We start from the raw sequence: 16,097 nt of genomic DNA on the forward strand, positions 1-16,097 counted from the left end.
ATCATTAGGGGCTCTTATTTTGTTATCTGTATAAAGTGAAATGTCCTACAAACTCACGTGCATCTTTCTCGTCATTCAATTTAAGAACATACCAGTAATCTCCTGAAGGTAATTCGGCACCATTGTATCTACCGTCCCATTTTTGACCATAGTGGTACTTGGCAATTACACGACCGTATCTGTCAAAGATTGAGAATACAAGGTTGTTGTAAATGTTTGTACAACCAGGACCCCAAGTGTCATAAACACCATCTCCGTTTGGAGTGAAGTAATTGTCAAGACAAACATCAACATAAATTGCATGTACTGTTGTTGTTGCCGTACATCCGTTTTGGTCTCTTACTATTACTTCATAATCTCCTGTTTTGTAGATTTTGTATTTGTTAGAAGAAGTAAACGGTTCTCCGTTGAAACTGTACTCGTAAGCAGGTGCTCCACCGGCAGCAGTTACCGAAATGATGTTCATTTCTGGTTTTCCTTCAGACTCTCCAAGCGTTAACTTGTCGTAAGCTCTGATTTCAAAACTTGTCGTTGGCACTTTACATCCATTCGTGTGTCTAGCTACAATGTAGTGCTTTCCAGGAGCGATATTGGTAAAGATATTTGCCGCCTGCCAAGGACCTACATCGCTATCAAGAGAATAATCTACTTGCGTAAGATCTGTATTACTAGCATCAACTGTAACGGTTACCATATTCGTTTGTGCATTGTTCACACAATCGTAATTGGTTTCAGCTATTGGGTCAAGAATTACTGCTTTATCCATGATTACTTCAAGTGTACTGATACAAGTAGCATCTTTAATATATACAGTATGTCTACCACCTTTAAGAGCTACGAAATCATGCTGTGTACCAACAACCGGAATATAAGTTCCATTTTCGTTATCAAGGCTTACACTATACGGTGGTTTACCACCAAAAATTTCTATACTAAACGCTCCATCTATGTCACCATCGCAAATTTCCTGCAAAATTGGTCCTACAACTTTGGCACCTAAAAGAGGTGGTTCTTTAATTTCAAGATTTAAAAGCTGGAAACATGAATTTTCATCCTGAACTAAAACCTGATAAACTCCCGGAGTTAGTCGGTCAAATTCAAATTTATCATCAAACATTCCTAAGTTTGGCGAAATAGCATACTTAATTACTCCCGTTCCTCCGGTTGCTGCAATCGAGATCTTACCATCATTAGAAGCAAAACATGTCGCATCGATTACGGTTGGAATAACGGATAATGGTTGCGCCGGTTCATTGATATTGATTGAAGCAGAATCATACTGACAATCTCCACTATCAACACGTACAACATAAACTCCTTTAGGAAGCAAATCAAAATAACCTGTTGGCTGAGCCGGTCTTACCACAACCCCGTTACCATCAAACAAGGTATACACATAATTAGTCAAACCTCCAATTGCTTCTGCGTCGATAGCCGCTGTTGCACTTCCTTTACAGTAAACGACTGCATTGGTTAAATCTAATTTCAAGGTCAACGGCGTTAAGGCATCTATCGTGACATTGTTAGAAATTGAACTTACACATCCTTTAGAGTCTCTCACAAAATATTGGTGATCTCCAACTCCTACAGCAAATATTGCAGGTAAAGAGCCTAATACAGTTGTAAAATTCTTATCAGAACTATATTCATATGGACCGCTTCCACCTATTGCACTTAATTTAAGTGTAGCAGCTGTTTTACAAGTTATTCCAGTTGCTAATTCCAATGTTGGAATAATTTCTAATGGTTCACCGATGATAACTTCCGCGGTAGTTCCATTACAGTTCAATTGATCTACAATCGTCACAGAATACTTCCCTGCTCCTAATCCTGTAAAGATTGGACTATCCTGAGATGCAGTGGAAATAACCGGATTCACTGATAATAGATTTAAGATATATGCATAGTTACTTCCCTGACCTCCTGTTGGAGCTGATACAGTAATTACACCAGTTTTATCTCCATAACACAACAATGTACTTGTAGTAGCTGTTGCTGTTGCTGCTATTGGCGTTGGATTATTCAATGTTACAGTAGTCGTAGCTACACACCCTTTACTGTCCTTAACATTTAAAATGTAAGTCCCAGCCGATAGGTTAGAAAATTCCGACTGATCAGAATATCCTGTGCTAACACCTACTAATTCATATTGGTAACCACCCGGCCATCCGCCATCTGCAGATATGACAATCTTACCGTCATTCCCTGGTATACAAGAAATTGGAGCATGAATTTCAGATATTTTTAATTCTGTTATTGGTTGTTGAATTGAAAAACTAGTTACAACCTCACAGAATGGTGTTTTTGAAAGAACCGCTTTAACATTATATAAACCTGCTTTCAAACCATTAATTGTTGCTTTACCAGTAGCATCACTTGTGCCATCCTTAACTAATGTTCCTGCAACATCTTTAATCTCGTATTTAAATTCTCCAGCATCATTTGTTGGAACCAATAAATTATCGGTTAAAATTAAATCAACACTACCTTCTAATACTCCGTAACATTTAATATTAGTCACATTTTCAGCTGTTAAACGGAATGTATTTGGATCATTCACAAAATGATCTTTCTTGATAACACATCCTGTTGCTGTATTCTTAACAGAAATCAAATAATGCCCGATTGGTAAATTAGTGAATACACCATTTGTATTTGTTTCACTAAATACGGTTCGGCCCACACCATCAAGCTTGTACTCTAATGGTATTGTAAATGTCACTCCATTGAAATCTTTAACCTTAACTGCAATAGCTTCATTCGTCGCACAAGTTATTGGTGTAATTACAACATCAATTTTGTCCATGCTAGTGAATGGTAGTATCTCAACTTCAGTAGAAGCTCCCATACAACCCTTATTATCAAAAACATTTACTACATATTTTCCTCCTAAGAAATCGCTTTCTGTATATATGTTAGAAGTTCCATCGTAAACTATTTCATTAGCATTACTAGTTTTAACAAACTGGAATCTCGTATAATTTTTAGAACCACCTGTTATTTTAGTTTTATCTACAGTGATTGTTGCATAGATTGTTTTATTATCTGTTGCACAACCATAGTTACTAACAATTGGAGTATCGACAATAATTAGAGCCGGTTGACCAACAATTACGGTCATAGGAACCTCACATCCTTTTCCGGAAGTTACAGTAACTGTATAAGTATCTGCCGGAAGATTCGTGAATACGTTACCTACTAAAACCATTCCAACAGGAGATGGGTTAATTTTGTAAGTATAAACTGGGTTATTGTTTACCGTTGTACTTGGAGTGGCCATGTTTACAGTAACCGTTCCATTACTTTCTCCATTACAAATTACATTGGTTGGTTCTAAGCTAAAAATAATACTCTTATTTGGAATCTCAAATTTAACTTCTACCTCTTTTGTACAACCTGTTCCTGTATCTCTAACAGTAAATGTGTAATTACCCGGAACTAATCCATTAAATATTGGATTAGGATCAAAATTGATTCCATCTTTACTGTACTCGTAACTTGGTGCTACAGTACCTCCGTAAGCTCGTAAGGTTACTTCACCTTGATTTCCTTCACAAATAGGCGTTTCAATAATATCATATTCTAATCTTAATGGTTCCAAAATAGTAACTGTTTGATTCGCCGTACATTTATTTTCATCACGAACATAAACAATATGAGCACCAGAAGATTTCACCACTAAAACCTTATTTCTCCCCCAGCTATTTCCATCTAAGCTATATTCAAGATTTGCATTAAATCCATTAGCAGTTACCGTAATATCATAAGTACCTGTTGTACTTGGACAGTGATTAGGTATTGCCGACACAATAACCGGTGAGGCATCTACAAGAATATTAATATCTTTAAACGTTTCACAACCATGCGAATCTTTAGCCCACACTCTCCATGTGAAGGCTTTGTCTAATTCAGCAGTATCTTCAGTACCATACACTACTGGATCGCCTGCTTTAACAAATGCATACGTATATCCAGCTGTACCTTTAGAAGCAGTAGCTTTTATTTTCGCCAAATCGGTACAATTTGCATTTTTAAGAGTTATATAACCTAATTCTAAAGCATCTGGTTCAGGAACATCTACTGTAAATGAAGCCACACAATTTGTTACGTTATCTGTTACATTAATTGTATAGGATCCTACAGCTAAATTTGTCAATACAAAAGTATCCGTTCCAACCGGTGTTATAATCCCCGGCGCGTTAACTCCTATAATCGTATGTGCGAATCCAGTATTGAAATTAGAAACTTTGAATGTTACTTTTCCATTTTCTTCACCTTTACAAACCACTCCATTATCTAACTGTCCGTCAACTGCAATGTTAACTTTCTCTTTTACCGTGTACAAATCTTGGAATGTACAACCATTGCTGTCCTTAACTTCAAAAGTATAATCACCTGGTAGTAATCCCGGGAAACTTGCTGCTACTGCAGAACCTGTTGTCGTTATTGGACCAAACAATGTTGGAGAAGTTGCTGTATTAGTCGCCACGATTCTAAATTCTAAAGCTCCTACTCCATTAGTTGCTTTTACTTGAACCGTACTCACATCTTCACCTGCTTTACAAGTTACCAATGTAGCATTAAAATCTAATTTACTTGGTTTATTTAATGGATTTACTGTAATTGATTTAGGCGCTGTTGTACAACCATTAGCATCTTTTACAGAATACCAAATTGTCTGCACTGTACCATTATTAATATCAATTGTGATCTTATCCGATGTGTCGAACGTTACACCTCTATCAAAACTATATAAGTAACCTAACGTACTTGTCGCAATTCTCGTACCACCATCTCCTACAACTGTAATCACTGTAGTATTGCTACATGTATTATTTACTGAAAGATTAGCATCGGCCGTTAATATACCTGGCTCAGTAATTACAATTGCAGGTGTAACTCCAGACGTACAGCCATAACTGTCTGTAACCACCACATTATAAGTACCAGCTCGTAATCCTGTATATAAACCTGTAGCATCTCCCGAATTATTTGCATTTGCACCGCTTAGCGCAAAAGTATAAGGGCGAACACCTCCGGAAGGAGCAACTGTAATAGTTCCTGTATTATCTCCATTACATTTTACATCCACCTTAGTTATTGTAAACGCAGGATCTACAGGACCATCTACTATTATAACATCGCTTGTAACAGAACAAGAATTACTATCGGTAACTCTGAATACGTATCTTCCTATTACGCTAGTTGTATACGGCGAAGTAATACTATTAAACCCTGCGTTATTGATATTTACTTCGTAAGTGTATGCTGGATTTCCATCAGCAGCTGTCAAAGTAAACTGAGCAGCTGTGGTCGCAGGCATCGGAACACAAGTAATTTCTTTATCTTGTACTACCTTGAAAGTTAAAGGTTTGTATACTATTGTTGAAGTTGTACTCGTTGCAATACAACCATTTACGTCTTTAACATACACAGTATAAGACTGTGAAGCCGTTGTAGGAGCCGGTACTGTAAATGTATACGTAGTTCCGCTGCTTTCAAAGTAATTAATTCCATCTATACTAAAACTTAATGGTGCAACACCTGTACCTGTAGCAGTAAACGTGTAGTTTTCATTAGCTATACATTGATTACTAGCTAAAGTTGGAGTTGTAACAGTTGGCGTATCATCTTTAGTAATCGTAATTGTGGTCATCGCAGTACAATTATTTGCGTCTTTGATGTGAACATCTACTAACCATGTCATTCCTAATCCAACTACTACACCATTTGTTAAAGTTGTAGTATCAATAGAGGTTGCAGTAGAATAAGTTCCTGCACCAGCACCGCTTTGTACAATTGAATATGTATAATTTGGTGTTCCTCCTACAGCTGTCATAGTAAGCTGAGAAACTGGTTGGTTACAATGTACATTACTTGCTACAGCAGTTAGTGATAAAGCTAAAGCTGGCTCAGTAATATCAACTGATTTCGTTACACTACAATGTGTAGTATTGTCTCTAAAAGTTACTTCATAGTGCCCTTTTCCAAGATCTGATAAAGTAAGAACATCACCCACTTTAGTATCTGTAAAAGTTAAGCCTGTTGGAGTTGTTACAACTGAATAAGTAAATGCTCCTGAAGCAAAGAAATCACTTGCTGTAAAAGTTGCACTACCCGTTTTTTCTGTAATACAACCTACGTTAGCCACAACTTGTTCCTGCATTTGTAATGTTGGTAATGCTAAAATAGTAACAAGTTCTTCGTCTGTACAATTATTGCTATCTGTAATTCTAAATACATAGTCACCCGCTTTCAATCCAGTGTATGTACCACTGGTATCACCGGTAGTATTCATTGTCGTACCAGAAACCATGGTATAAGTTACAGTACCAATACCATTGCTATGATTTATCGTTACATCACTTTCCAGTGCAGGACAAGTCATTTGTGTTTTATTAAATCCTCTAATAACTGGCGGATCTAATGCATCAATTATTTCAGGTCGCATTACGGAAATACAACCGTTAGCATCTTTTACAATTATATTATAAGTGCCACTAATTTTTGTGGTAAAAACACTACTTACAGAGTAGTTAGCTCCGTTATCAAAACTATATTCATAACCTCCTGCACCACCGGATGCAGTAACAGTTATCTTGGCCTCATTTGGAGTGTTTCCTAAACCACATAACATTTGGTCTACTACGACTGAAACAAAAGATACCGGTGTAGGATCAGTTACAGTAGCGTTTATCGTTTCAATACAACCTTTACTATCTTTAATGTAGTAGGTAACCGTTCCCTCTGCTGCGGTTTGAACAAATTTATTACTCGTTTCAGTTGGTAAAGTTGGTGCAGCACCTTTTTGATAGGTATAAATTCCGGTTCCACCAGTTGCGCTTATTTCAACGCTTCCATTAGCACCAATACATAATGGGTTGATTTCTAATTTTGCAGGAACAATTTTTACTAAAGCATCAATTTTAATAGTTGCTGTAGCAGTACAAGCTCCGTCATTTACCTCAAAAGTATAATTACCGGCATCTAGACCAGTAAATATACCAGTTGTCGCACCCGTAATATTAATCGTAGTACCTGCTGTAATGGTATATGTATAATTTGTATTATCTCCTCCTTGGGCTTCAACTGTAACTGTTGCATTTGGTGCAGGAGGGTTACAATCTAATTCTTTCGTAAGCGTTGGAGAAAGAGTTAATATATCTCTTACAACATAAGAAGCAGTAGCAGTACAGCCATTACCATCTCTTACACCGATAGTATAAGTTTTAGCAGCGGTAATGGTAGCTATTGAAGAAGGTAAGTCTACACCATCTAATGTATAAATAGGAGCACCAACTGTTATAGTAAAATACTGACTTAAATCTACCGTAAAAATAGCTCCTGTAAAGCAAGGAACTGCAGGTCCTGCAACTGCCACTGGAGGCAAATCTTTTCCGATTGATACATCAACTTTTGAAGTACAACCGTTTTTATCTTTTACCCAAATATCCCAGTCGGTACCTGATTCAAAATTAATAATCAAAGGATTAGCAGAAGAATAACCTCCTGTTGGTTCTAACGCTCCATCGGCAACAAAAGTATATTCATAAGGTTTCGTTCCCCCTGTTGCTTTAACCACTACACGAGCATCTGCATTACAATTATCATTGGTTTGACTAATGACACTCACTGCTACTGGCTGCAATGGCTTTCCTATTTCAAATGTTGTTGCATTTGAACATTCTGTGCCATCCAATTCTAAAGCTTGTAAAGTATAGGAACCTGTTGGTAAATTTATAAAAGTATCTGTTATTGAAGTGGTTGATGTTACCACATAATCTCTAAATACTCTTGGTGAAAGTCGTAAATTAGTTAATTGATCTAATACCTCTACACGTAAGTTGTCAACCGAAGGATCATAATTAGAAACCGTAAACTTTATAGAACCATTTGCAACGCTTGGTGTTACATTACAAGAAACATCAGTAGAAACAATACTAGTAAATTGTATTAATGACAATGGAGCTATTGGTACTTCAACAATAGAGAAACATCCATTACTGTCTTCAACCTGAAAGAAATAAGTTTGACCAAATTTTAAACCAGTAAACTGATAAGTTGTAGCTGGAGTAGCAGCAGAAACCGTAGATGCATCTCCATAAATCGAATACTTATAGTTTGGAGCACTCGGTAAAGTAGTATCTAAAAATAAATTTACTGTTGCACCAGCCTTACATGTACCACTTATAACTGGAGGTGCAAATTTAAGGTAAGGATGAGTTGAAATTCTTAATTTACCACTTTTAGCTTCACAACCTTTACTATCTACGATTAATACATGATAATCACCAAACACTAGATTATTTGGAAACACATATGTTCTAGAAGAAGTTGGTGTGCTGGTATGGATAGCAGTATTTGTTTTATCATCAAATAAAGTAAAGATAAAAGGCCCCACACCATCATTTATTCCAGTAATTTCTATACTTCCTGGTATGTCACCATAACATTTTATATCGTTAACTGTAAATGAAGGATCTATCTTATTAGGCTGTCCTATGGTTATTGTTCCCACATCGCGACATCCTCTGGCGTCCTCAACAATATAAGAATGTGGACCTACTGCTAAACCTCCAAAAACATTTGAAAAATCTAATGTACTTCCATCTAAACTATATTTATAAGGTGCTTTTCCTCCTGAGCCTGTAAAAGTCACTGTACCATCGCTATTACCATGACAATTCGCAAGCGTAGTTACTGGGTTTGCGACAATAGTACCTGTAGCCGTTACAGGTAATGCATTTGTTTTTACTGGACAACCTTTACTATCGGTAACTTCAAAACTATAATTTCCCGGTGAAGTAAACGTCTCTGTAAAACTAGTTGTAGCAATACCTGTTACAGGAGCTCCAACAGCTAATGATCCATTATATATTTGGTAACTGTACGGAGCCGTTCCATTTGTAATATTTACCGTAATTTCAGCTGCAGTAGGTACAGAACAAGTAAGATCTTTACCTGGAATGGCGCTTGCAAATATTTGTTTGTCTACTACATAATCTTTAAAATTGGTACAACCATTAGCATCTTTAACACCTAATTTATAAGTACCTGATGCTGTAACGTTATATGTTGTTCCAGGTAATGTTGAACCATTTACCGTAAATTCCAATGGTGCTTTACCAGTTCCAGAAAGTGTAATTGTGAAAGGTGCTGCAAAGCATTGCTGTGCAGGTAAATTTACAACTGCATCTGGATCTTTAGCAATAGTAATTAATAATGATTTCTCGCAACCATTAGCATCTTTTACCCAAGCATACCAAGTTGTAATTGCTGGATCTAAATCTGCAGTATTTGCATTTAAAACATAATCTCCTGCCGCTGGATTTCCGGTAGTACTTCTGAAAGCATAGCTATAAGGTAATTTTCCTCCTCCAGCAGTAACGATAACTTTTGATAAAGACTGTCCGCAATTGGCATTTTTATTTGATGTTAACGTTAAGGTTACAGGCGAAAGCTCAGTTATAGTAAAGTTTACATCTTTAAAACATGCCGTTAAATCATCTGTAACCCTTAAGGTATACAAACCTTGGGCTAAATTTGTTATGTCTACAGTGCTTCCTGTTTTGGTAACTGTCCCCGTACCGGCAGTCAATGTTGCGGTGTAAGTACCTGTGTATGCAGAAACAGTGATTTTTGCAGAACCAGTACTTCCTCCATTACAGGCTACATTTACCTGCGATAGTAATGAAGCTGTAATACTAACTTTTGGTTTCACAGTATAAGAATCTGTATCGCTACAGCCATTAGCATCTGTAACTTTGAAAACATAGACACCATCGGCTAATCCAGTGAATTTTCCGTCTGTTGCACCAGTTGCATTATTAGTTGGGCCAGAAACAATTGTATAACTCAAAGCACCAACACCATTGCTTACCGTTATGTCAACATTACTTTTATCTTCTCCCGGTTTACAAGTAATAAGACTAGCAGTGAATCCAGTAATTTTTGGGCCGTTTAATGCTGCAAAAGTTTGTGATGTTAATGATTGTGTACAGTGATTACTGTCTCTCATTTCCACAGTTACTGTACCAGCAATACTGGTACTATAAGTTGCTGTAGCAGAAAAAGCTCCACCATTAAAACTATATTCGTATCCTGTACCAGTACCACCAGTTGGTAAAGTTACAGTAATGGTTGCTTGCTTTGTTGTATTGTCTGAATTACATGCTAACGGTGTCATGTTTACCCTTGCATTTAATGCTATCGGATCATTCAATGTAATTTGAGCTGAGGCAGTACATCCTTTTGCATCAGTCAAAAGAACATCATAAACTCCCGCATTTAAATTAGCAGTTGATGCTGTAGTTGAAACTGTTACCGATCCTTTTTTTATTGAATAACTAAACGGCGCCAATCCTGTTGGATCTGTAATATTAATCACTCCGTTACCTACTCCAATACAAGTTGGTTGTTTTTCATTATGTAAAAATGAAGGTGTAGTTTTTGCCGTAACCGTTATCTTATTTGATAATGCCTGACAATTTGCATTATCAGTAACTCTAAATTGATAATCTCCGGCATTTGCAGTACTAAATGGCGATGTTACTGTAGTCCAAGGCCCTGCAGCATTAAATTGTACTTCGTATTTAGAATAAATATTTGATCCTCCATTAGCTGTAAAAGAAATTTCTGCATTATTGGTACAAGTTAAATCTTTTACTCTTGTGGCCAAAATAGTCAATTCTGGATTAACTACGTATGTTGCTGTTGCAGTACATCCATTAGCATCTTTTGCGACAATAGTATAAGTTCCGCTTGAAGTAATATTATAATTTGTTGGATTGCTAACTGACAATCCGTTTACTGTATATGTATGAGTGCCTGTTCCAAGATTAAAGAATGTACTAAGGTTTATTGCAGTTGTTGAAGGTGCTTTGAAACAGAATGTGGCTGGAGCCGGAGATTTCACTGTTGGCGAAGTCTCTCTAGTAATATCTAGATTAAATGGTCCCGCGGTACAATCATTTTGATCCATTACATATACATCCCAAAATAAATTAGATTGCGTTGCTCCTGTATTGATAGTTGTATTCGTAGTAGAAAAAGCACTTGCAGCTGGTATACCAGCTCCTCTAAGGACATAAGCATATTTATAATTTGGTACACCACCGGTAACACTGACCACAATATTCGAAACAGAATTACCACAGTTTACATTAGATCCTGTAGCTGCAGTAATTGAAATTGCCGTTGCCGGATTAATTGTAACAGATGCTTCATTAGAAAGACATTTTGTTGTCTTATCTCTAACCTGTAATTTGTAAGTACCTGCTCCTAAGCCAGTAACCGTAACTTCATCATTTAATTGCGTAACTGTACCAGAAGCTGGTGTTAATGTATACGTAAAATTACCTGCTGAGCTTGCTCCTGTTACAGTAAATGTTGCTGTACCATTTGTTAGACCAACACATTTAACATCGGTCTTTTTCCCTGAAACAGCAATAGTCGCTGCAGCATCAATAGTAATTGATCCTGAATCTTTACACCCGTTTGCATCTGTTATCTGGAAAGTATAACTTCCTGCAACTAGTCCAGAAAAAATCCCTGTAGAATTAGTAGTTCCTGTACCTGCGCCAGCAGTAATTAAATAAGTAAATGGAGCGATTCCACCTACTTTTGGAGTTACCGTCACACTGGTAGTAGTTTTACCAACCTCGCATGTAATCGCAATCGGAGTACTGATGTTAACCCCTACTGGCGGATTATATGCTGGAATATCGATTGTTTTAGTATCGATACAATCATTAGCATCCTTTACAGAATAAGTAATAGTTTGTACTGTGGTTTTGTTCGTTACTAATAATGTATTTACTCCATTAAAAGTAGTACTACCATTAAAACTATAAGTAAAACCTCCTACTCCACCCACACCAGAAGTTGTGATTAATGTAGTAGCACTACAAGTTGTATTTGTAGGTATAGAAGCAGACGCTACAACTGCAGGTGGATCTGTTAATGTAACATTGATACTTTTCGTACATTTATTACTGTCTTTTACATAAAAAGTGTAATTACCCGCACTTAATCCCTTAATAATGGATATACCATTATACATAATATTATCTCTACTGTAGGTAAATCCTCCAGAACCTCCTGATGGAAGTAATTCTACACTACCTGTTGAACCACCATTACATTTTGGATTAACATTATTTGACCTTAAAGTTATAGCATCTAAAGGGTCGATAGTTGCTTCACTGGTTGTGATACAATTATTAGCATCTTTAATTTGAAATTTATAGTAACCTGAAGTTACAATGCTATAGGTAAATGATGTTCCATTTGCAACCGGTTGTACTAAAGTTCCAGTAGTAGCACCTGAAATAATACTTACTGTGTAAGGTGCTGTTCCTCCCTGAATTGATCCAGAAATTATTGCTCTATTATTTGGTGCAGGATCACAATCAAGTCCTGTTGTAACAGTTGTGCTTGTTAACAACTGTGCTTTTATGGTTATAGTAATTTCGTCTGTGTCACAATCAAAACTATCTTTAACTTTAAATTTATAAGTCCCTTCGTTAGCAGCTTTATAAGTAAAATTAGGCCCATCAAACGTTGGGCTTGGTAAACTTGGAGTACCCCCATTATAGGTAACTGTATAACTATAAGGACCAACTCCTCCTGTTACTTTTACCGTTATATCTGTGCCTGTATTTTTGTCGAAACACTTACTTACCGGTTCAAAATCTGCGGTTGGTCGAACTGCCGCAACAACATTTACTGATGCTAAAACATTCGTTTCGCATTTATTAGCATCTTTAGCTATAACTTTATAGTTTCCTACCGGAATATCAAGAAATTCTCCTGAAGTTTGAAAAGCTCTTACAACTGTTGTTCCATTTGCAGCTCTTAATTCATATTTATAATCCGGAGTTCCATCCGTTGCCTCAGCAGTTATAGTTGCCCCTATCTTACAAGTAGCCGGTTTAGATACCTTTGCAGATACTTTTAATACTTCAGGTGTATTTATATCCTGAGATAAAGGCCAAGTACAACTAGTTGCGATATTTTCATAACGTACTCTTATTTGATAATTCTTACTTAACAATTTGTCAATGGTAACACTACCAGTTGATGCAGCCGGAACGGGTACAACTGTTACCCAGGTAGCACCATCTATAGAATACTGAAATCCTTTTTTTGGATCAAAATTTCGGGCTGTTATCGTAAGCTCACCATTTTTATCTCCAAAACACTTCACATCTACAACCTTTGTGATTTCTGCAGAGAAAGCTTTAGAAGAGTCAATAGTAATATCTTCATCTCTAACAGTTCCACAGGCTTTAGGAATCTGACGAACCCAAATATCATCCATTACCAAGTCATTACCTCCATAATCCGTACTTCCTGAACGAATCTTGAAAGTCAGTTTAGTATTGTTTCCAGGATTCAATGATATAGATTTTTGGATCCATTTATTTCGGTTCACATCGTAAGCATCTTCAGCTATTTTACCTGTATTATCACTTGCAACAACATTTCCTGAAGGATCCACAAGTTCAAATATCACAATTGGAGCAGCTCCAGTTCTACTTCTTCTCAATAAATTAGCAACATACAAATCAATCATTACCGGCTGATTCGGGATAACGTCTACAATGTCTTTACTATATAAAACCCCATAATCTCCTGCAGCTTTACCGATGTTGATCAGCAAGTATCTACCTAACGGATCTGGTGTAGCATTCCCTGCAGTAGTATGGTCTTTAAAATGAAACCAGGCTCCTGTATTATTCGCATTAGGGTCATCATCTCTCCAGAAGAAGTTAGTAACTGAATACTGGTTATCTTCAACCGAACGTGTCGGTGTTCCGTTTAACGAACAAGTATAAGGGGCAAATTCCCTTTGGTCATTAAAACAATAAGTACCTGCAATACCTGGTGTAGTTGTAGTTCCTCCGCTACCAAAATTTTCAATCAATAAGTTACTATAAGTTGAAACGTTTAATACCGTATACTCTACAGTTATCGTATGTTTTCCACCTCCCACATTTGGAAATACATTTGGTGGAGTATTGTTATTTAAAAATCCGTCTATATAATATTTATAACTGTATTTCGTATCCGGCACTCCTCCGTTTACCTCAACAGTACTCGTCGCCGATCCATCGCAATTAAATACCGGGTCTAAAACTTTAATAGAAGGCGGAGCTGGTTTTTGATCTAATGTAATGCCAGGCATATCAAAAACACAGCCCGCAGCATCCTTTATTTTAAAAGTATAAGGCCCTCCCGGATTAATATACGCTTCATTCGAATCCTGCCAAATACCATCTTTAAAACTATATTTATATGGAAATGGTCCTGCGAACGGAATCCCTCCTTGCGGGTTTACAATACGTGCTAAACCTTGAAGTTCGTTTGGAGCAATACCACAGCCTGACAATGCTGCAATACCTGCCGAAGCTGATAAAGGAGTAGCAGCACCAACATTGGTCATAATTGCAGGATCCTGACAATAAGCTCCTCCACTACCACTTACACCAGACTTTTTATATTGTACAACTACATAATAAATTCCTTGTGAAAGATTTGGAAATACATTTGTTGTTACAAAACTGGTTCCATTATTTATACTATATTTAATATCGGTATAACCATTGGGAGCAGTTACATTTATCGTTATACTTCCAAGTTTGCCTGTACAATTTCCGTCTTCTTTTGTAACATTGTAAATCGGTTTATCTACTGCACCTATAGTAATTGCTTTATCAGCAGTACAACCGTTACCGTCTTCGAGACGAACGATATAGTTCCCTGATTTTGCAACTGTAATTTTATTGTCAACATTAGCAACAGGAGTAAATGCTCCCCCATCAATACTTATGGAATAACGGTAGGGAGTTTTTCCTCCACTTGCGGCTCCTGTAATTTCACCAAGACTACAAGCAGATAGAGATCTTGTTACTGTTGAATTATTATTCAATAATTTTGGTGGAGCAACAATAATTATATTATTTTTTGTATCCTTCATACAAGCTGTTCCTACAATAGACGTTTCAAGTGTATATGTTCCTGGAGTCAAACCACTAAAAGTATAATTTGGAACAGTCGTCGCAGGAATCGTTATGTTAGTAGGGCCAGTAAGTTTATAAACATATTGCAAATTAACATCGCTTGCCACCACACGAATACTTCCTAATGCATCAAATTCACCACCGCATTTTGGTGAGTTAATTTGAGTGGAAACCGAAAAATTTGTTGAATTTATTACGATATTCGGTATTTTAAAATCACAAGAACCTGCAACCCCAGCCAATCTTATAAAAACATTATAACTACCCGCTGCTGTTACATTAAAAACATTACTGCTCTGCCATGATGATGGTGGAGAGGAGGTTGTTGTTAAACCATATTCATAACCACTCCCAAAACCATTAACAGTAATTTTTCCATTAATAGTACAACTTGTTCCATATTTAATAATATCATTCTTAGCTATAGCACCCGGATCTAATGTATTTTGATATACATTAAAGTAAAAAGTATATGGCGTTCCAGTGTTGTCTACAATTTTAACTCTAAACTGGCCGGCAGTGCTTGCGACATAATCAGGTGTATTCCCAACTTCAGTCCAACAAGAAGCTGCAGCTGTTTCATTGGCACAATTCGTATTTGAAACATTCAAACAAGATCCTCCCGGATTAAACTTTTCCCAAATAATTGATTGTGCATCTGTTATCCCTGTCTCGATTTTTCGGGTTTCGTTAATACCACAAAGAAATAACTTTGGTAACTGCTTACCATCATTCGGACAAATAGAAACAGTTCCCAGATAAGGTGCCTGAGCATACTTAATCGCAGGATTTACAGGAGGTGCCGCTAATTTATTAGCATTATTATCTGTATTAGTCCTTAAATCTATAGGGATACCAATCTGATCATTTGTTTTTAAGAATATATTCTCATTAAAGTTCTTAGTAAACTTAGAGTTATACGCGATTAAATTTTGCGAGTAGGAGGCAAAATTAAATAACATAGCTAAAACAAAAATCAGCGTTCTTAAAATAGTAGGTTTTTTCATAATCATTTTTTTGTTACTTACATCTTATTCTCTAAGGGGCGTTAGAAAATAAAACAATTCGTATTCT

At 36.6% G+C, this 16,097-nt stretch carries 1 protein-coding gene; it reads right to left on the minus strand.

Annotation, left to right across the window (positions count from 1 at the left end):
* Positions 1 to 22: 22 nt before the first annotated feature.
* The gene (locus OGZ34_RS04575) at positions 23 to 16,030 is read right to left on the minus strand and encodes a T9SS type B sorting domain-containing protein (protein WP_263362273.1); all 16,008 of its coding nucleotides are present in this window, start codon (positions 16,028 to 16,030) and stop codon (positions 23 to 25) included.
* Between the last annotated feature and the right edge of the window lie 67 nt (positions 16,031 to 16,097).

Source organism: Flavobacterium collinsii (assembly GCF_946903285.1).
Classification (GTDB): Bacteria; Bacteroidota; Bacteroidia; order Flavobacteriales; family Flavobacteriaceae; genus Flavobacterium; species Flavobacterium collinsii.

What these genes read in the sequence shown, in the direction of transcription:
- OGZ34_RS04575 (WP_263362273.1), bottom strand. Translation starts at nt 16,030, where the DNA reads ATGAAAAAACCTACTATTTTAAGAACGCTGATTTTTGTTTTAGCTATG.